The 19,449-nt window shown below is 38.3% G+C and carries 15 protein-coding genes; 3 read left to right on the forward strand and 12 right to left on the reverse strand.

All coding sequences use genetic code 11. The annotated features are described in order from the left end of the window. Positions 1-28: 28 nt before the first annotated feature. The 3 genes from PYS62_RS00230 to PYS62_RS00240 form a co-directional block, all read right to left on the reverse strand. On the reverse strand, positions 29-1,231 hold the full coding sequence (locus PYS62_RS00230; RefSeq protein ID WP_066714143.1) for an acetate/propionate family kinase: 1,203 nt from the start codon (positions 1,229-1,231) through the stop codon (positions 29-31). A 167-nt stretch (positions 1,232-1,398) separates the two neighbouring features. Beyond that, positions 1,399-2,388 carry a phosphate acetyltransferase gene (pta, locus tag PYS62_RS00235; RefSeq protein WP_066714141.1) on the reverse strand — a complete coding sequence of 330 codons (990 nt, stop codon included), beginning with the start codon at positions 2,386-2,388 and terminating at the stop codon, positions 1,399-1,401. Between the two features lie 271 nt (positions 2,389-2,659). After that, positions 2,660-3,820 carry an AAA family ATPase gene (locus PYS62_RS00240; protein WP_066714140.1) on the reverse strand — a complete coding sequence of 387 codons (1,161 nt, stop codon included), beginning with the start codon at positions 3,818-3,820 and terminating at the stop codon, positions 2,660-2,662. 322 nt (positions 3,821-4,142) lie between these two features. Between PYS62_RS00240 and PYS62_RS00245 the strand changes: the two genes are divergently transcribed. Next, positions 4,143-5,480 carry an ATP-binding protein gene (locus PYS62_RS00245; protein WP_066714138.1) on the forward strand — a complete coding sequence of 446 codons (1,338 nt, stop codon included), beginning with the start codon at positions 4,143-4,145 and terminating at the stop codon, positions 5,478-5,480. Between the two features lie 139 nt (positions 5,481-5,619). On the opposite strand, the gene PYS62_RS00250 is transcribed toward PYS62_RS00245, so the two are convergent. Together PYS62_RS00250 and PYS62_RS00255 are read right to left on the reverse strand one after the other, a co-directional pair. After that, positions 5,620-6,609, reverse strand: coding sequence for a hypothetical protein (locus PYS62_RS00250; protein ID WP_315574101.1), 990 nt, complete (start codon positions 6,607-6,609; stop codon positions 5,620-5,622). Positions 6,610-7,043: 434 nt separating this feature from the next. Further along, positions 7,044-9,314 carry a glycoside hydrolase family 98 domain-containing protein gene (locus PYS62_RS00255; RefSeq protein ID WP_315574102.1) on the reverse strand — a complete coding sequence of 757 codons (2,271 nt, stop codon included), beginning with the start codon at positions 9,312-9,314 and terminating at the stop codon, positions 7,044-7,046. A gap of 71 nt (positions 9,315-9,385) precedes the next feature. On the opposite strand from PYS62_RS00255, the gene PYS62_RS00260 reads away from it, so the two are divergent. Further along, complete coding sequence (locus PYS62_RS00260) at positions 9,386-9,949, forward strand: helix-turn-helix domain-containing protein (protein ID WP_066713357.1); 564 nt, start codon at positions 9,386-9,388, stop codon at positions 9,947-9,949. After that, a complete protein-coding gene (locus tag PYS62_RS00265) occupies positions 9,880-10,767 on the forward strand; it encodes an IS3 family transposase (protein ID WP_082714282.1) in 888 nt (295 codons plus the stop codon). The genes PYS62_RS00260 and PYS62_RS00265 overlap by 70 nt, the downstream gene beginning before the upstream one ends. Before the next feature lie 34 nt (positions 10,768-10,801). Here PYS62_RS00265 and PYS62_RS00270 read toward each other — a convergent pair whose 3' ends face one another. From PYS62_RS00270 to PYS62_RS00300, 7 genes are all read right to left on the reverse strand, one after another. After that, positions 10,802-11,488: an NPCBM/NEW2 domain-containing protein gene (locus tag PYS62_RS00270; RefSeq protein ID WP_066713933.1), complete on the reverse strand. Its 687-nt coding sequence runs from the start codon at positions 11,486-11,488 to the stop codon at positions 10,802-10,804. 28 nt (positions 11,489-11,516) lie between these two features. After that, entirely contained in the window at positions 11,517-13,754 is a 2,238-nt protein-coding gene (locus PYS62_RS00275; protein WP_066713930.1) for an alpha-galactosidase, read from the reverse strand. Positions 13,755-13,770: 16 nt separating this feature from the next. Beyond that, entirely contained in the window at positions 13,771-15,093 is a 1,323-nt protein-coding gene (locus tag PYS62_RS00280; protein WP_066713928.1) for an alpha-L-fucosidase, read from the reverse strand. After that, a complete protein-coding gene (locus PYS62_RS00285; protein WP_066713926.1) occupies positions 15,090-15,929 on the reverse strand; it encodes a carbohydrate ABC transporter permease in 840 nt (279 codons plus the stop codon). Before PYS62_RS00285 ends, PYS62_RS00280 begins: the two co-directional genes overlap by 4 nt. Continuing rightward, positions 15,926-16,726 carry a carbohydrate ABC transporter permease gene (locus tag PYS62_RS00290; RefSeq protein WP_315573289.1) on the reverse strand — a complete coding sequence of 267 codons (801 nt, stop codon included), beginning with the start codon at positions 16,724-16,726 and terminating at the stop codon, positions 15,926-15,928. Before PYS62_RS00290 ends, PYS62_RS00285 begins: the two co-directional genes overlap by 4 nt. A 203-nt stretch (positions 16,727-16,929) precedes the next feature. Further along, the gene (locus PYS62_RS00295) at positions 16,930-18,255 is read right to left on the reverse strand and encodes an ABC transporter substrate-binding protein (RefSeq protein WP_066713922.1); all 1,326 of its coding nucleotides are present in this window, start codon (positions 18,253-18,255) and stop codon (positions 16,930-16,932) included. A 186-nt stretch (positions 18,256-18,441) separates the two neighbouring features. Then, on the reverse strand, positions 18,442-19,443 hold the full coding sequence (locus PYS62_RS00300) for a LacI family DNA-binding transcriptional regulator (RefSeq protein WP_066713919.1): 1,002 nt from the start codon (positions 19,441-19,443) through the stop codon (positions 18,442-18,444). Positions 19,444-19,449 lie beyond the last annotated feature (6 nt).

Here is a 19,449-nt window from a genome sequence, read left to right on the forward strand (position 1 = left end):
TGCCAAACGCCTGTATTTCTAGCTACAATCACTTCTTCGCAGCCAATTTAGCTGTATCTTGAGCAATCTTCAATTCCTCATTGGTTGGCACAACTAAGATCTTAACCTTACTTGTTGGCAAGCTAATTTCAGCAAAGCCATGGACATTAGCATTCTTGTTGGAGTCAATTTGAATGCCGAACTTCTCCAGGCCTAAGCAAACACGCTCACGTACTTCAGCATCATGCTCACCAACGCCAGCTGTAAAGACGATGCAATCCAAGCCGCCCATTGCAAAGGCATAAGAACCAATGTACTTACGAACGTCATAAGAGAACATGTTCAAAGCCAACGTTGCACGCTCGTTGCCCTCAGATTCAGCCTGCGCCAAGTCACGGAAGTCAGAGCCAACGCCAGAAACGCCCAACATACCACTCTCTTTGTTCAAGATGCGGTCAACGTTCTTAATCGTCAAGCTATTGTCTGAATCCATCAAATATTTAATGATAGCTGGGTCAATGTCACCTGAACGAGTACCCATTGGCACGCCCGCTAATGGTGTCATACCCATACTTGTATCAACGCAAACGCCGTTCTTAACAGCAGCCAAGGAAGAACCGTTGCCCAAATGGCAAGTTACGATTTTCAATTCCTTAAGTGGCTTCTTCAAATATTCAGCAGCTTGTTCGCTGACAAATTGGTGAGATGTACCGTGGAAACCATAACGACGTACACCATATTGTTCGTAATACTTGTAAGGAACTGCATACATGTAAGCAGCCTTTGGCATTGTCTGATGGAAGGCTGTATCAAAGACAGCTACTTGTGGCACGCTTGGCATAATTTCGATGCAAGCTTTGATACCTAACAAGTTAGCTGGGTTGTGTAATGGGGCTAGTGGAATGCAATCTTCAATAGCTGTCAAAACTTCCTTGTTGATCAATACAGACTTGTTGAATTTTTCACCGCCATGCACAACACGATGGCCAACAGCCTCAATCTCGTTCAAGTCTTTAACAACACCAATTTTTTCATCTTGTAAAGCAGCCAAAACTGCATGTAAAGCTTCTGAGTGTGTTGGCATTGGTGTGTCGTGTGTCGTATTGTCGTCACGATCATTCTTGTAAATGATACGGCTGCCATCAATACCGATACGCTCGCACAAGCCCTTGGCATACACATGGCCATCTTCGGAACGCATGAGCTGGTATTTCAAGGAAGAACTGCCTGCGTTAATAACTAGAATTTTCATCTTCGCCTCTTTTTCTAGCGGCCACTGTCACGGGCCGAATTTTCATTCTATATCTCTTAATATTTGCTTATTTAATGACAGCTAAACTTAATTAATCGCTTAATTTCAGCCTAGCTGTCGTTTTGTTTGTTTTTAGTTTATAAGTTAGTTGCCAAATAAATGCTTAATTATTTAGCTTGAGCTTGAACTGCTGTGATAGCAACAGCACCGACGATGTCGTCAGCTGAGCAACCACGTGACAAGTCGTTGACTGGTTTGGCAATACCTTGTGTAATAGGACCATATGCTTCAGCTTTAGCCAAGCGTTGTGTCAACTTGTAGCCGATGTTACCTGCATCCAAGTCAGGGAAAATCAAGACGTTAGCTTGACCGGCAACCTTGCTGCCTGGAGCTTTGGACTTAGCAACAGATGGTACGATAGCTGCATCAAGTTGTAATTCGCCATCGATCAAGAATTGTGGAGCCTTAGCTTGAGCAATCTTAGTAGCTTCGATAACTTTATCTGTATCTGTACTATGAGCTGAACCCTTTGTAGAGTAGGACAACATAGCAACCTTAGCTTGTTTACCTGTTAATTGTTCATATGTCTTAGCGGAAGAAATAGCAATTTCAGCCAAAGCTTCGCTATTTGGCATCTCGTTCAAACCAGAGTCTGCAAAAACGAATACGCCATCGCCAAAGTCACAATTAGGTACAACCATCAAGAAGAAAGCAGAAACCAAAGCTGTGCCTGGAGCTGTCTTAACAATCTGCAAAGCTGGACGGAGTGTATCTGCAGAAGAGTGGGCAGCGCCTGAAACCATACCATCGCAAACGCCCATCTTAACAAGTGTGCATGCCAAATACTGTGCGTCATGCATCATCTCGTTGGCTTTTTCCATTGTCATGCCTTTTGCTTTACGCAACTCATAGAATGTTTCAACGCATTTAGGCAAGTTGTCGTAGTTGTCAGGATCGATGATCTCGACTTTGGATAAGTCCAAATCTTTGCCTAAAGTCTTAATTTCATCTGGGTTACCGATCAATAGGATGTCGGCAAAGCCGTTAGCTGTAATCTTGCTAGCAGCTTCCAAGACACGGTAGTCATTAGCTTCTGGCAAAACGATCTTCTTACGTTCACTGCGTGCACGTTCAATCAAAGTATTGATAAAGGACATTTCATTCACCTCATCTATAAAATCACTTACAATAGCTCCTACGTTCCATACGTTAAGCTCATTACTTTAAGTATACCTTTTCTGTTGCAAAAATAAAACGCTTTTAAGTTAAATGGCGAAAAAAGGCTGGTTCAGGGAGTTAAGAGGGCAAGTTATTATCTTGTTCTCAATTCTTTGTGGAAATCATTCACTTTAGCTAAAGCAGCCTCGTTCAACAAATCATAAAGTGTTGGCTCTTTTTTGTTCTGTTGGTGAATACTGTGGTATGTCTTTATGGTTGCGATAATCGCTTTTCTAAGGCATGTAAAGCTGCATATTTCGGAGCTGTTCCGCCTAGGAAGTTACCTTGATATACTTCGCTCTTCTTCATATCATTGCGCTTGATAAGGTCATTAAGGCTATCAACCGTTAAGCCATTCTTATGTCGTGTAATAAACACAGCGTCATTGCGCTCAATTTCATCTAACAATTCAGCATAATGCGTAGAAAAGATGATCACGGCGCCATATGGGTTCGTTAATTTACTAGTGAATAAGTGAATTAAAGATACAACTAATTCACGATTGAAATGGTTTTCCACCTCATCAATTATTAAGTAGCCACCTTTCTTGAGTACACGTTCAGCATCCAAGAAAATCCGCATTCCCTTGATTGTGCCTGATGAAAGATACGCATTTAATTCAGACACTCTAAGCAGAGTCTTTTCAGCTTCACCGCTGAATTTAAGCCGAATTAATTTACGATTACCGATTTCCTCCACATTCAAATATTCAATTGATGGATCCAGCAAAGTAATAATCTCTTCTGGCAAATGCGCAACTTGCGGAATTAGGAAGTTGAAGTTCGTGTAAGCCGTTCGGTCAATACAGTACATTCTTTCTTTAATTTGTTTGTCGACAGCAATCATGATACTGACATCTGCTTGCAAGTACTCAGCTGAATTATCGCGTGTCCTGATTGGTTTCAGTTGAACATAATCCAAAAAATTATGCTTATTCAAGCGACTTGTCACGCTCTTTTCCCATAATTTCTCGGAAATAATTTGGATAGTTTCGCTACCATCATCAGCACAGTTACAAATCATTTCACTCTTAAGATGGAAAATTTTCTGATCGGCAAAAAAGTCAATATCAAAGACTGTTGGTTGAGTTTTGCTTACGAGATGTGTTATAGATACATTATCTGAATACACGCCATTCAATGAATAACCAGATAAGAGGTCAGCAACAAAAGCAATAAGCTCTAAAGCTCTAGTTTTACCAGAAGCATTGATACCAACAAAGGCTTCTACGTTATTTACATAAATGCGATTAAAAAGTTTATGCAAAGAATCCAAATGCTCAGCATATACTTTCTGTTTGGCATAGAAATTAATATCAAGTTTTTGTACGTATAACGGCATTCCGTCGACTACAATTCTAACAATCTTCATTCTCATATCCTTAAAACGCATTTATCGTTTTATTATGTCACAAACAGATTTAAGTTCAACTATTTGTATTTATTATAACGTATTTTTCGTTTTAAGCGTTCATAAAGTTGTAACTATACTAACAAGAAGCTGTTTGAACACAAGCGGTGCAATTTAACTTGCTTTTTTGCGTAGTTCATAAATTCATAAATAATAGCTGCAGCGCTTGCTTTTCGCTGTATATAGCCTATGATTGTATAAAAGTGTGATGAATTGCACATAATTATACATAATAGTGTGATGATTGCCACATAATTATTAATAAAGATGTGATGAGGTTGGTATGTATAGGTTTGCTTTAGAAAAATTAGCAGCTTGGAAGAATGCAACGCAGCGTAAGCCTTTGATTCTAAAAGGCGTGCGACAAGTTGGCAAAACCTGGTTACTAAAAGAATTTGGACGTTGCTATTACAAGAACACCACTTATTTCAACTTCGATGAGAATCCGGAATATAAGGAATTTTTCCAAAGCACCAAAAATATTGACCGCATTTTGCAGAATTTGATGTTAGCAAACGGGCAGAAAATTTTACCTGCAGAAACACTAATTATTTTCGACGAAATTCAAGATTGCCCCGATGTTATAAATTCACTTAAATATTTTTGTGAGAATGCACCTCAATATCATGTTGCTTGCGCAGGTTCACTTCCAGGCATCACACTAGCTAAACCAGCGGCATTTCCAGTTGGTAAAGTCAGCTTTTTGCAGATAGAGCCTTTAACGTTCAGCGAATTTTTGCTAGCTAACGGTGACGAAAATTTAGTTAATTATCTAGCACAAGTTGATAGTCTTGAGCCTTTGCCGCTTGCGTTTTTCAATCCGCTTTTGGAGAAGTTAAAAATGTACTACGTCACAGGTGGTATGCCCGAAGCGGTCTTAATGTGGACTCAAGAAAGAGATGTTCAAGCAGTTGAAAGGACGCTTTCAGAAATCAATAGCGCCTATATTCGCGATTTTGCTAAGCATCCAAGCACTAACGAATACCCTAAGCTTTCGCTGATTTGGCGCTCTTTGCCGTCACAATTAGCCAGGGAAAACAAAAAATTCATCTATAAAGTTGTTAAGGAGGGTGCGAGAGCGCGTGAATATGAAGATGCTCTACAATGGCTAGTGTCTGCTCGGCTTGTGCATAAGATTTATCGCTCAACGAAGCCTAATCTGCCACTAGCAGCTTATGACGATCTATCTGCATTTAAGATTTATGTTGCAGATGTCGGTTTGCTCAGAAAAATGGCTAATTTAGCACCCAGTGCGTTTGATGATGGCAATCGGTTATTCACGGAATTTAAGGGTGCTTTAAGCGAAAATTTCGTCCTGCAAGCTCTAATCTCTATGTTCGAAGTCCACCCACGCTACTGGAGTCAAAATAATCCTCCATACGAGGTAGATTTCCTCATTCAACGTGAAAATGATATTTTCCCGATTGAGGTTAAGGCCGAACGAAATATAAAAAGTAAAAGTCTGCAAAAATTTAAGCAGCTATTCCCTGATAGTGTGAAGTTGCGCTTGCGTTTCTCGCTCAACAACTTGCAATTAAACGATGATGTGCTAAATATTCCGCTATTCATGGTGGATCAGACAGATCGCCTGATTACGCTAGGCCTGGAAAAGCTAAAGTAAAATGGAAAAGAGCAGGCTCTCACCTGCTCTCCATCATTTTCCTGTTAGGCTAGTTAGCTTATTTCGAATTCAATCTAACTAGCTTTAACATATAGAGGACAGGCAACTTTTTAGTCGCCTGTCTTTACGTATCATCAGATTAATGACGCTTTGTTGCTAACACAACACCAGCCAATGTCATCAAAGCACCGATACCTGTTGCTACTGTTGCAACTTCACCTGTCTTACCAACTTGACCTGGTTTTGTTGTTGTCTTGCCGTCTTTACCTTGCCATACCTTGTGCTTAGCTACTGTATAAACAGCTGTGATAACACGGTTACCACCTTCTGTTGTCTTATGGAAGTATTGAGGTGTCTTGTTAGCTTCTACATCAGCTAATACCCAGTAACCATCAACATCGTCTACCAAAGCTACACCATTCTTGAATGTCAAAGCCTTTGCAGCAACCTTCTCAGCTGTTACCCAACCACGTGTTGCATACAAACCAGCATTAACTTCATATTCGCCGAGTTCTGTACCATCTTCGCTGATAGCACGAACCTTAATAGGATATTGTTGAACTACAGCTACCTTAATTGTTGTAACCTTGAGTTCCTTAACTTCTACTAATGGAGCTTGATCGTCAGCAAGTACTACATGCTCCAAGCCGAAGTGCTTAATCAAAGAATTAACTGTGTAAGCACCAGCCTTTACGAAACCGCTAACATCCTTACCATCAGCTACTTTCATATATACATAACCATAACCTGGCTTGTATTCATCAACAACAGTTGTGTCTTTCTTTTCGTCTTTCTTACCTGTTAGCTTAGCCTCATATGCTGCTTGTGCAACTTCATAAGTGTGACCAGCTTCAAGCCAAGCTTTATATGCATTATCCCTAGCTGTTTTATTTGTGTCGTTTTTATCTTCATTATATTTTTTGTTAGCTTCATCCAAAGCTTTCTTTGCTTCAGCTAATTTTCCTTTAGCGATGTAGTAATCAGAAGCTAACTCATCAACAGTCTTTTCTTTTTCCTCATTTTTCTTAAGGACATCATTCCAATCTGGATTATTTCCTTTAGCTTGTGGCAATACTGTCAAACCCAAAGTCATAACAGCAGCTAATGCCAATGTAACAATCTTTTTCATTGTGTTTTCCTCCTAAAATTTCTAGCTAGATGATGGACTAGCTCTTGGATGACTTCACTTTAGCAAAGCAAGCTTTTTCCCTCCCTCTTTTCAAGAAAACCTCACAAACTTCTCACCCCCCCGTTTTTCTTCACAATTGCCTCACATTTGACGCTGTTCTTTCACATTTTGTGGGAGTAGAAGCTTGCTAACAAGACGCAAAACATCCGAATTTGGCCAAAACCGCTATCAAATTCAAGCCGCAAGCTCAAACATACAGACAATTTAGTCGCCTATCCTAACTTAATAATTCCAAAAGCGCACAAAAAAAGCTGCCTACTAAAAAGCAGACAGCTGCAATTAAAGCAATCAGTTTCCCAAAATAGGCAATATGATAATGCCTCTCAGGTATAGTAAATAATTACGCTAAATAGATTGCGCTTAGACAGTATAACTTAAAACTCAATCTTAATTTTAAGATGTCCATTATTTACAAGTGAAATTGTTGCAAGCTTTTCTTCCGCAGCAAACTCAACTTGTGGTATATCGTAACTATCTGTAGTCGCATCAACAACTGTTACTCTCGGAAGCTTTTCCACTTGGCTGATTTCAATGATTGTATTACGCTTATCACCTAATTTAGGGCCTTGGATATAATTATCCTCGATCCAGCGTATTGCATCTTTTTTACTTAATTGTGGCAGTACCTTAGCTTGGTCAGCTGTGTCGGCACCTTTCCACAAATCATCCTTGTTTGTTCGAAAGTTATTTAAGCTTAACGTCAATTCATTGTCAGAGCCACTAATTGCAAGCCAAGTGTGCGGTTCAATCGTCAAATTTAAGTCATGGCCTAAAATAGATAGCTGGCCACTTTGTTTAACATTATCATTCACATGGTAATTGTATAAAAACCACGAATGTCCAACTTGCTGAGCAAAAATATCGCCTTTATAAGCTTCAGCATAATATGAATTAAAAAATTCTTGTTTCTTTTCAAGCTGATTAAACTCAGCTGATTTTAGGTTCTTAACAAGGATATTTTTCGTATCAGTATCTTTCTTCAAGGCATCTACGCTCAAGCTAGACGGCACAGCAGGAATAACAGCATATCTACCCGTAGTATAAAGAGGTGTTTGTGCTTTTTCTGTATTCAAGCCAACAAAGAAATTACCATTTCCTGCATTGGAAAAATCACCATGTAATAACACCTTGGTACTGTTAATAATATCTTCTTTACTTGGTCCTGGATGAGCTATGGCATAACGGAAGAAATTTTTGATAACTTCCTTGAACAATAGGCTTTCCTCATTTTTAACACCGTAAGTATATGACGGGTGCTCGAAGTTATAAACAGCACCACCATTAAGGTAAATGCTTAAAGCCTCCTCCCCTAGCATTGCTTCTGGTTCTGTTAGCCACTGCCTATTGCCTTGGCTTTTACCAATATTTCCCGGTGAAAAAAGACGCCACTTACCAGTTTCATACCATTTCCAAGTATCCATCAAGCCACCCCATTGATGTGAATAGTTGGCTAACCAGATACCTTTCATGTAACTTGTCGTTGGTGCATCATTACCTTCAGCAGCTGGCGTATTCTTAAACATAAAAATAAAATTGTCGTTATACTGTTCTACAGCCTTTCTGAATTCAGGCTTGCCATTTTTACCGAACGCCTTTTCTATTGCTGCTCCATTATTTTGTTCAGCCCAAATAAAATATCCACCATTTTTAGCAGATACCTTTAAGTATTCTGCCGCTTTTCTCTCTATGTCATCAGCCCAAATCCAATAATTTTCCGTACTGAAAATGCCCTGCAAATTAGGATACTTTCGATACATGGCGTCAATCCAATCAATGGTTAACCAATGTGCTGATGTGTAATACGGCATATTACCTGCTGTATATGCAGTTAATATGATTGGTATTGGTTCACTTTTTCCAGTCTTAGGATTAATATAATTTACAGCTTCACGTAACATATATTCATAGAAATCACGTGCAGCGCCATCTCTTTTTGGTAGATCATCTGGATGAAGCTGAATAACCGTATACGGTTTCAAATCATCGTCAATATTAGTCCATTTAGCACTTAATGTATCGCCACCCCAAAACGTGTATTTACCCTGTAAATAATCTTCCCCATTAGCATACAAAGGCATCATCAGAAGTGGATGAGTATTAGAAATTTTGCGTCTTTTTTCAGCTGTGCCTATTACTTCATTTTTTTGGTCAAATCGACCGTTAGCTATAAATAGAGCACCAGCAAAAACTATTTCATCGCCCCAAGTATGCTCACCTGCATAAGATTTTAATTCAAGTGTTTTAGCATTTTTAGGGATTTTAAGGTCAAGCAAAATTGCTTCCGTGTCATAAGCTATACCATTCGGATACCGAGCTAGTGAACTATATAAAATATTGCCGTCTACTACAACCTCGACTTTACTGACATTGGCATAATCAGGATCAAATGCATTGGCATTATGATCAATGCCTACATATGTCAAAAAGCGTGTCACACCAGCATTCGAAATATCATATTTTATAGTAGAAGGATTATCCGCAACTGTTCCTAGGCCCTTAACAAATGTAACTTCTTTATTATTTAGTGTAAGACGAATTGCATCAGCTTTATTATTATTGCCTGGTGTAAACGGCTTATCTTTTTGAACACTTTTGTTTTTATCTGCATCTCCATGTGTAGCTTCTAGCCAATCAAGATCAGACAAATAAACCGCCCCTGGCATTCCTTTTGATATGTACCCCTTTTACTGGACACAACCAGTGAAAGGGGTTTTGTATGAAATACGATTATGCTTTTAAACTTAATGCTGTAGAACTATATCGCTCTGGTCAGTGGATTGAGACACCAGAAGGTATAAGTCAAAAGAATTTTAGAAAAAGAATTGTACAATGGTCAAGAATTGCAGATATATATGGTCTTGATTCTCTTCGGCATCCAACTACATGTAAAGAACGTTCGGCTGAATGTAGATATCAGTTAGTAGCTCGTGTACTTGCTGGTGAATCACAAAAATCTGTTGCTATTAGTGCAGGAATTGATAGTGGATTATTGTCTAAATGGGTTCAGACATATAAAGTTAAAGGGTATGAAGGATTAAATCTCAAAAAAGGCAGAAAAAGTAAGAAGGAAGCAAACGTGAGCAAGAAATCCAAACCCACTGATTTAACCCCATCAGAACGTGAAGAATTAATTCGTCTTAGAGCAGAAACTGAATACTTAAAAACGGAGAATGAAGCAATAAAAAAATTAATCGCCTTGAGACACGAAAAATGGGCTGCGGAACTCAAGGCGAAAAAGCAGCAATCATCAAAGAACTCCGTGAAAAAGGATACCAATTAAAATATCTCTTAAAAGCTATTGGCATGTCTAAATCAACTTATTATTTTGAGATTAACAAATCAGATGTAGTTGCTGATCGCAATGAAGAATTACTGATTGTTATTAGAGAAATATTTGAAAAAAACAAGCATAGATATGGTGTTCGTAGAATTTATCATGAATTACTAAATCGTGGATATCATATAAATCATAAGCGAGTTCAACGCCTTATGCATAAAGCAGGATTAGCTGGTAAGCGTCCAAAGGAAAAATATCATTCTTATAAGGGCGAAGTAGGTAAGATTGCTGATAATGTAATAAATAGGGATTTCAGTACAACAGCACCATTGCAGAAATGGACAACAGATGTCTCTCAGTTTAATTTTTCATGGGGGAAATGCTATATCTCTCCAGTACTGGATATGAATACGAATGAAATCATTTCATATAATTTATCAACAAGCCCGAATCTTGAGCAGGTATCAAGAATGCTGGATAGAGCTTTTGAAAAATTCCCATCTGTTGAAGGGCTTATATTTCATTCAGACCAAGGTTGGCAGTATATGCATGCCTATTTTAGAAATACCTTACAGAAACACGGTATTGTACAGTCTATGTCGCGAAAAGGTAATTGTTATGACAACTGTATAATGGAAACCTTCTTCGGAAGACTAAAGAATGAGATGTATTACGGCTATGAGAAAGATTATTCCTCCTTCGAAGAATTCTCAAAAGCAGTTGAAGAATATATAGATTACTATAATAATAAAAGAATTCAGGCAAAAACAAAATGGATGCCTCCTGTACAATACAGGATAGCATCCATGTGTCCAGCCTAGTTCATAAATATGTGTCCAGTATTCTGGGTACATATCATTTATTTAACAGTTCGGGTGTAATTTCTTCTAGATTATACGTTTTCCTTTCCAGCTTAGCATCAGCGAACACCACCTCATCACCCCATGTATGCTCGCCTGCATAAGACTTTAAAGTAAGTGTTTTAGCATTTTCTGGCACATTTACAGTGATAAAATCAGCTTGTGTATCTATTCTTAATCCTTGCGCATGTTTTTCCAGACTGGAATAAACAATATTTCCATCTATTTCAATCTCTACTTTTTCAACAAAGGCGTGATCGCTACGTTTACTATTAGCACTTTGATCAATTCCAACATATGAACTGAATTTGCTGAAGCCCTTGTTAGCTATACCATAACTAATCGTACTCAGGTAATCTGCAACTGTGCCTATACCCTTTGAAAAATCATGTACTTTCCCATCGGGCATAAGCAATGAGATTAACGTACTTTTACCGTTATTTCCTGGTGTAAACGGCTTATCCTTTTGAACACTTTTGTTTTTATCTGCATCTCCATGTGTAGCTTTTACCCAATCAAGATCAGACAGATAAACTGTTTCATAGTTTTCTTTTTGCCCGATTATTACTTCTCGTTGTTCTGTTAGACTTTCTTTCTGTGCATAATCTGCAGAAACAAAGCTAAAGCTATTAATAGCTAACGCAACAGCTACAACAGCTGCTACCACACCTCTTCTAATCATTGATTGCCCCCTCTTTTACTTATGCATTTCATATTTCCTGCACAACTAACAGCTGTGTCAGGAAATCTTTTGTACTAACAATGGGATTGGCCATTTCATCAGACAATTTAATTGCTAATCCAGCGTACATTAACTCATCACCATAAAATTTGCCATCATATCCCGTCACTTGATATTGTTTTTTCGCATCTAATCCCTGCAAATAAATCCGCTTATTCGAAGGATTTACGTTTGCTAAAACTTGCGCATACAAAACAATCGCCAATGTTTTGTCAGGCGCTAAAACTTGCCAAACAAATTCGTTGCCGTCAGTCTTTTCATTCAAACGATAGAAAGCTCCTTGTTGGAAAATTGCCCGATATTTTTTATAAAAATCAATTTGCTGACGTATCTCTGCAATTTCTGTCTCAGATAACTTAAGTAGGTCTAATTCATAACCAAAGTCGCCAAAATACGCCACATTGGCTCTTGTTTGTAAGCTTGTTCTACGACCACTCTGTTGATTAGGCGAGGCTGAAACATGTGTCCCCATCATCGATAAGCTATAACCATATGATGTACCTTGTTGAATTTTCAAGCGCTCAATCGGATCTGTATCATCACTTGTCCAAGCTTGTGGCGCATAGTACATCATGCCCAAATCAAAGCGGCCACCACCTGAAGAGCATGATTCAAACAAAACTTGCTTATATTTGCTTGTCAACTTCTCAAACAGTTTGTATACACCCAAAATATAGCGATGGCCAAATTCAAGCTGTCTTTCAGGCTCTAAGTCACTACTATAAGCATCGGCTATATGACGATTCATGTCCCACTTAATATAATCAAGCTGTGTTTCATCAATCACCTTACACATAACATTAAATAAATACTCAACAACTTCAGCCCTTGTAAAATCTAAAACATATTGATTTCTGCCAACTGCTGGTTCCATCTTAGGCGTCTTTATCAACCATTCTGAGTGTTTACGATATAATTCGCTGTCCAATGAAATCATTTCTGGTTCAAACCACAATCCAAATTGCAGGCCCAGCTTATGCATTTCTTTAGCTAAATAACTTATTCCCTCAGGTATTCGTTCCTCATTGGTAAACCAATCGCCCAAAGCGCTTGTATCATCATTTCTATGGCCAAACCAGCCATCATCCAAAACGAACAACTCGATACCCACCTCTTTGGCTTCTTTAGCCAAAGTTAAAATTTTCTCTGTTGATAATTCATAAGTCATCGCTTCCCAACTATTCAACACAATCGGTCTTTGTTTATAGCTAAAGTTAGGATTTACTAAGTGCTTTTGATAGAAAGCTGCTAATTGCTGACTCATGGCATTCAAGCCTTGGCTAGAGAAAGAAAGCAAAGCTTCTGGTGTTACAAAGCTCTCATTAGGTGCCAAAACAAAGGCCGATTCAAAAGGATTTATGCCCACAGTCACTCTGGTTGTAGCATAGTGATCAACTTCAATCATATTTTGAAAGTTGCCAGAATAAATAAGATTAAAAGCATATACATCGCCATGACTTTCTATTGTGGCAGGCCGTGCTAACATGAAAAACGGATTTTGCTGAGGACTTGAAGCATATCTAAGGCTATCCACCATTTGAATTCCCATATGTAAGTGTTGCCGATAAGGATAGCGTTCACGCAGCCACGCACCTGCAAATTGAATTAAATCAAAGTTGCTGTCTGGTAAATCCAATTGCAGGCTCATAGCCTGCAATAGCTCAATTTTCTCATTGCTACAATTGCTAAATTGCACATTTCTTACCAATACATCTTGGTCTGGGAAAATTGTATAGTTCAATTTAACGATTAAATTCAGTTGTTGTTCCTTGAGTATAATCGTCAATTGTTCAGCCTTATCTCCCTCATCATCAAAAGTTGAAGGCAGATTATCTATACGTGTTTTGCCTCGCTTGTATTCATATCCCTGATATTTAAGTTGCGTAATTCTACTGCCATTTGGTAATTTCACTTGATAAGCAGGGTGGCGAAAATCGCCTCGCCCATATGAAGCATATTCATTGGCAATCAACGCTGGTTGATATTGGTTAAATTCATCTAATCCATTATCTGGCGCTGCAGCTGTGAAAAGCTCAAAATTTCTTGGCGTATAGTTTGCTAAATTAGCTAAATTTACTTTAGCTTGAATTTTTCGGCCATAATACAGGTGCTGTAATTCGGCATTATTTAACACTCGAAAAATATAGCTACTGTGTGCCATCTCCAAATGAAATACTTTTTCCTTTTCATCGATATGTATCGCCATAATGCCTCCAACAATACTACTTATCTGTGTTCAATTCGATCTTGATAACACTGTCAATCTCATCTGGTAAAGGATAGGTGAAATGCGGAATTGCACCAAATTGAGCGAAGCAAACGCCTTTATATGCGTTAGTCGTCCAGCTTTTAGATATTTGCACCTCACTGCCATCATGTAAAAACGACATACGCTGAATTTCTGACTCTTTTAGGCCAAGCAGAGCAATTGGGCCAATTGGCTGTTCAAATATATGTGCATAAATAATATTACCCTTTTTAGTATAGTAACCCCAATCTGGCTTAGGTAAATCGGTTGCTCCACAGCCATAGATAGATTCACTATTTTTAGCCATCCATGTATGGAACGCATCAAGTATTTTTAAGCTACTATTATTAATGCACCCTAAGGCATCAGGTCCGACATTTAGTATCATGTTACCATTTTTGCTTACGCAATCCACCAGTTTATGGATAAGCGTCTTAGGTGATTTATACAAATTATCTGTTGGATTATAAGCCCAATTATTGTTCATTGTTAAACATAATTCCCAAGGAACAGGCTCGCCTTTGGCGTTTCTAATACCTGTATGCGGAACAATCTGTTCTGGGCTAACAAAGTCACCAGAATATGGCTTAATATCATCTGTAACAATGCTGCCAAAACCTTCCCCAGATGTTTCCAAGCGATTATCAACAATCACATCTGGCTGATAGTGTCGCACCATTTCCATCAACTTAGTTGCTTGCCACTTCTCACCCATCATATTTTCATATGAGTAATCAAACCAAAGAATATCAAGTTTCCCGTATTTCGTAACTATTTCTTTTACTTGCTTATGCATATAAGTAAGATAGTTAGAAAAGTCAATTTTCTCTTCTTTGTATTCTTCCCTACCACGCATTGGATGAATTAAGTCATTATATTTAGGATAATCTGGGTGATGCCAGTCAATTAAGCTAAAATATAGACCTACCTTAAGGCCTTCAGCTCTTACGGCCTCAACAAATTCTCTAACTAAATCACGTTTAGCTGGCGTATTGGTAGCCTTATAATCTGTATATTCGGAATCAAACAAGCAGAATCCATCATGATGCTTAGCTGTTAAAACAAGATATTTCATACCAGCAGCTTTAGCCTGTTTAGCCCACTCACGTGGATTATAAAATTTAGGATCAAAGGCCTTAAAATATGGCTCATATTGCTCTATTGTTAGTCTTTCATGACTACGCAACCATTCACCTCTGCCAGGAATTGAGTATATTCCCCAATGAATAAACATGCCGAAGCGTGCTTCTCTGAACCATTCTGTTCGCTTATTGATAATCTCTAGCGTATTTTTCATCCTTTTACTGCCCCTCCGCCCAAAGCTTCTATAAAATATTTACTTGTAAATGCAAAAAGAATAATTGGTGGTAACACAATTACAACGATTGCCGAAAACAAGCCATTATAGTTAGTATTAAAACTTGTAGTGAACTGACCTAAAAGTGCTGGCACTGTCAATTCATTTCGATCAATAACCAACATAGAAGCCCAATAATATTCATTCCAATTGTTGATAAAAGCCAATACTGCTGCTGTTAAAATTCCAGGCCGAGCGATAGGCAGCATTACCCGCCAGAACGTCTGAGCATAGGACGCACCATCAATTTCTGCTGCTTCTTCAAGTTCGCGTGGGATAATCGCAAAATAGTTTTTGATGATAAAAAAGCTCATAGCAATACCGCTACATGAATAAACAAAAATAAGCGCTAAAGGTGTATTGTAAATTCCCAACTTATTTACAAGGCGATAAACAGGAAACGTCATGGCTGTCGCTGGTATGAAAAGGGTTGAATACAGCATCGCTGTTACGATCTTCTTGCCTTTGAAATTCATACGTGCCAATACATAGGACGACATCGAAATCATCGTAATGCTAATAATTACTGACAAGGAAACGACTTTAAAGCTGTTCCAAAAGTAATTAAAAACATGCAACTTCGTAAATACGTCTATATAACCTTCCAAGCATAAATCAGCAGGTAAGCTTATGCCTGGATTTTTCAAGGGATCTGCCTTTAATGAAGAAATAAAGATCCAAGTGATTGGGAACATCGATATAAAAATTGTTATAAGCATGTAAACATAAGTCACAAGCTTGTTCGTTCGGCTAATATTTTTCATGTAAGTTTTCATTTTTTGTTGCCCCTGTTTGTTATGCTCATTCTTTCTCTAAATAGCCAATTAATCAGGATAATAATTAACATGCCCCCTAAAATCTGAATGACACCAATTGTATTAGCTCTAGCATATTGTGTTCGTGAACTTGATACAGCTAACTCGCGAATGATAAAGCTGATACTTTTTGTCCCTGCAGCACCATTAGTTAGGAAAAAGACTTCGTTGTAGAGCAAAAAGCCAGAACTTGCTGCTAAAATTGCCACAGTCTTAATTGTATCTTTGATCATTGGCAAGGTGATATACCAATCTTTACGCCAACCTGTGGCATTATCAAGCAAAGCTGCTTCCTGTATTTCATCTGGTATAGCGAATATTTGGCCCAAAATCATGATAGTAGATACACCTGCAAAAAAGATGTAAGCGCAAGTCATAAAAAATATATTCATGCCTGGTGTCAGTAAAACCGAGCCTTTAAAGCTAGGATAAAACACATGTATCAATTGATTTACTACGCCATAATTAGGATTATAAATTTGCAAAAAGATCAGGCCCATGGCTGCGCTAGAGATAACACTAGGCACAATATATAAATTTCGCGTGATTTTCCAACCTGGCAATTTCCTAGACAGCGCAATCGCTACACTCAAAGCTAACGGCACTTGCACTACTACACCTATAAGCGCCCAACGCAAGGAATTAAGCAGCGCCTCTTTGAAAAAAGGATATTCTAAAAATATATAGCGATAATTTTCAAACAATTTTGACCAGCCCAAGAATTGAGGATTATTAAGATTGCTATAATCCCATTTCATAAACGAGGTCACAAAAATCGTAACAACAGTATAAAAATAGAATAGAAAAAAGCAAACTAAGGTTGGCAACAAAAAGAAAAATATAAATCGACTTTTTTGATTTTTTCTATTCTGAACTTTTTTGAACATGAACAAGCTCCTTTTTACTGTTTGCAAAAAGTGAGGCCCAACCAAAAGTTGAGCCTCATCGAAACGATTGTCAATTAAGCAATTATTGACTTCAATACGTTTTGTGTATCGGCTACCTTTTGCTCGATATTAACATTCTCTGCTGCACTTTCAGTTAAAGCATTGATAATAGCTGAATGCACATCACCGCCCCATACATCACTAACAGTTGGCACAACAATTTTTGCTTCCTTAACCTGTGCAATTGCCTGGCCTAAAATTTTAGTTGTAGCATCAGAACTCTTCTCTGCCAATTCCTTAACGTTGATATTCTGGTTGGATGGGTTAGCACCTACTTTTTCAAAGATAACTTTTTGAACTTCATCACTTATCATATAGCGCAAGAATTCAAGTGCTAGTTTCTTTTTGGCATCAGACATCTTGTTGGAAATTGTGATACCACCGCCTGAAGAGCTAATTGCTACACCGCAAGGATAGATACCAGGTTGCAAGCTTGGGTTTTTAGACATGCCACCAGCAGCCCAAACGCCGTTGAAGAATACGGCAGACTTGCCTTCTTCAAAATCTTTTGAATAGGCGTTAGCGTCACCACCAGCATTCTTTGAACCGTTAGCTTGCATTTCAGTCATAACAGCTTTCAACGTATCAGCAAAAGCCTTGGACTCAATGCCTTCCTTGGTCAAAGGTTCAGCCAATAATTTTCTGCCCTCTTCTGTAACACCTAACAACGTGTTAAACAAGCGAATAGATGGTTCACCAGCACCAAAGGCATAAATACCATTCACTTTTCTCACAGTTGCCATAGCTGCTGTGAAATCTTCCCAAGTTGCCCACTGATCAGGTGTTTTGGCGTTAGCTTTAGCGAAAATATCCTTGTTATACCACAAGCCCATGGTGAACAGCTGTTCATGGACAGTGTAAATTTTGCCATCTTTCAAATTCTGCTCATAGTTGATACCAGCATTTTTCTCTAATTTATTCTCATCAATGAATGGTTTTAAATCTACGACTAAGCCTTGATTAATAGCTGCCAATGATACAGCATTACCTGCTAAGTCTATTACATCAGGGAATTCGCCGCTGGCAACTTTATTTTTCATTATATCTTTTAGATCGCCACTAACAGGAATTGGCTTGAATTCAACATTTTCGCCTTTATGTTGTTCAGCAAATTTCTCATACAAGTCACGCATGACTTTCGCAACTGGCCATTCTTTTTCAGCATGATGATAACCGTGATAAAATTCCAAAACCTCTTTTTCGGAAGAAGCATTAGCTGTCTCTTGTACAGTTTTTTCGTTTGCTGCCTTTCCGCTCGGTTCAGTTTTCTTAACTTGACAAGCAGTTAACCCTAAAGCTAATACTAAGCTTCCTGCTACAATTCTTAAAGACTTTTTCATGACAGACCTCCATGTCGATATTTATAGTCTTTTCCAACTGTATACAAACATGTTTATTCAGCAGTCTGACAACAAAACGCATTTATATAGCAGCTGTTTTGTACAGTATAGCACAAAGCAAGCAAAAGTGAACCGTTTCATTTTTATTTTTGCAATTTTTTTATGAATTTCTTATTTCGTAAAAAATTAAAGTTTGCGAATGCTTTCTGTGTAATGCATGCTTGGCTTATGATAAATAATTCGGGGATAATCTGAATAATCTCCACAAATACGTCTATACAAAAGTTTGCCAGCTTCGATGCCCATCTGATTAGTCGGTTGTTCAGCAAACGAAAGTGGTGGATTTACCACATTTGCAAGTGGTGAATTGTCAAAGCCAATTACAGAAATATCGTCAGGTATTTTTAACTTCAAATAGTTAATGGCTAGATAAGCTCCGATCGTCATATCATGGTTACTGATAAACACAGCTGATGGTCGGGTGGGCAAAGCCCATAAACGCAACATAGCATTGTAGCCACCATCGACACTGTAATCACCACATTGAATGTACGCTGTTTGATTGCTTATCCCACTTTCTTGCATAGCTCGTTTATAACCAGCTAAACGTCCAACGGTTGTATAGTGGCTAAAATCACCTGTAATAATGGCTATATTTTTATGACCTTGTTCAATCAAATATCTGGTTGATTCATAACCAGCTTTTTCGTTATCCAAAACAACGCAATCAGTAGGCCAGTCCTTGATAACTTGGTCTAAAAGCACTAAAGGTATATTGTTTTTCTGAATAATCTCAATCTGCCTACCATCTACCCCATAGGGTATTAAAATTATGCCGTCCACTAAACGATCGATCAGAAACTGAGTTTTACGCAATTCCACCTCTGCATCGTTATGGCATTCACAAACGATAACGCTATAGCCAAGGGGTAGCAACGTAGCCTCAATAGATGAAATCATGGAGGTACAAAACATGGAACTCAGCATCGGTAACAAAACTGCAACTGAAAATGATTTAGCATTACGTAAACCCTTAGCAATACTGTTCGGGCGAAAATTTAAATCTTTAACAGCTGCTTCAATAGCCAAACGAGTATTATTTTTGACTGTTTTGCCATTAATATATTTCGAAACAGTACCTACTGAAAGCCCAGCGCGAGCTGCCACATCACGAATAGTTGAAGCCAAAGTCAA

The sequence above is a fragment of the Amygdalobacter nucleatus genome (assembly GCF_029167365.1).
Taxonomy (GTDB): domain Bacteria; phylum Bacillota; class Clostridia; order Saccharofermentanales; family Fastidiosipilaceae; genus Amygdalobacter; species Amygdalobacter nucleatus.

What these genes read in the sequence shown, in the direction of transcription:
- PYS62_RS00230 (WP_066714143.1), bottom strand. Translation starts at nt 1,231, where the DNA reads ATGAAAATTCTAGTTATTAACGCAGGCAGTTCTTCCTTGAAATACCAG.
- pta (WP_066714141.1), bottom strand. Translation starts at nt 2,388, where the DNA reads ATGTCCTTTATCAATACTTTGATTGAACGTGCACGCAGTGAACGTAAG.
- PYS62_RS00240 (WP_066714140.1), bottom strand. Translation starts at nt 3,820, where the DNA reads ATGAAGATTGTTAGAATTGTAGTCGACGGAATGCCGTTATACGTACAA.
- PYS62_RS00245 (WP_066714138.1), top strand. Translation starts at nt 4,143, where the DNA reads ATGTATAGGTTTGCTTTAGAAAAATTAGCAGCTTGGAAGAATGCAACG.
- PYS62_RS00250 (WP_315574101.1), bottom strand. Translation starts at nt 6,609, where the DNA reads ATGAAAAAGATTGTTACATTGGCATTAGCTGCTGTTATGACTTTGGGT.
- PYS62_RS00260 (WP_066713357.1), top strand. Translation starts at nt 9,386, where the DNA reads ATGAAATACGATTATGCTTTTAAACTTAATGCTGTAGAACTATATCGC.
- PYS62_RS00265 (WP_082714282.1), top strand. Translation starts at nt 9,880, where the DNA reads ATGGGCTGCGGAACTCAAGGCGAAAAAGCAGCAATCATCAAAGAACTC.
- PYS62_RS00270 (WP_066713933.1), bottom strand. Translation starts at nt 11,488, where the DNA reads ATGATTAGAAGAGGTGTGGTAGCAGCTGTTGTAGCTGTTGCGTTAGCT.
- PYS62_RS00275 (WP_066713930.1), bottom strand. Translation starts at nt 13,754, where the DNA reads ATGGCGATACATATCGATGAAAAGGAAAAAGTATTTCATTTGGAGATG.
- PYS62_RS00280 (WP_066713928.1), bottom strand. Translation starts at nt 15,093, where the DNA reads ATGAAAAATACGCTAGAGATTATCAATAAGCGAACAGAATGGTTCAGA.
- PYS62_RS00285 (WP_066713926.1), bottom strand. Translation starts at nt 15,929, where the DNA reads ATGAAAACTTACATGAAAAATATTAGCCGAACGAACAAGCTTGTGACT.
- PYS62_RS00290 (WP_315573289.1), bottom strand. Translation starts at nt 16,726, where the DNA reads ATGAAATGGGATTATAGCAATCTTAATAATCCTCAATTCTTGGGCTGG.
- PYS62_RS00295 (WP_066713922.1), bottom strand. Translation starts at nt 18,255, where the DNA reads ATGAAAAAGTCTTTAAGAATTGTAGCAGGAAGCTTAGTATTAGCTTTA.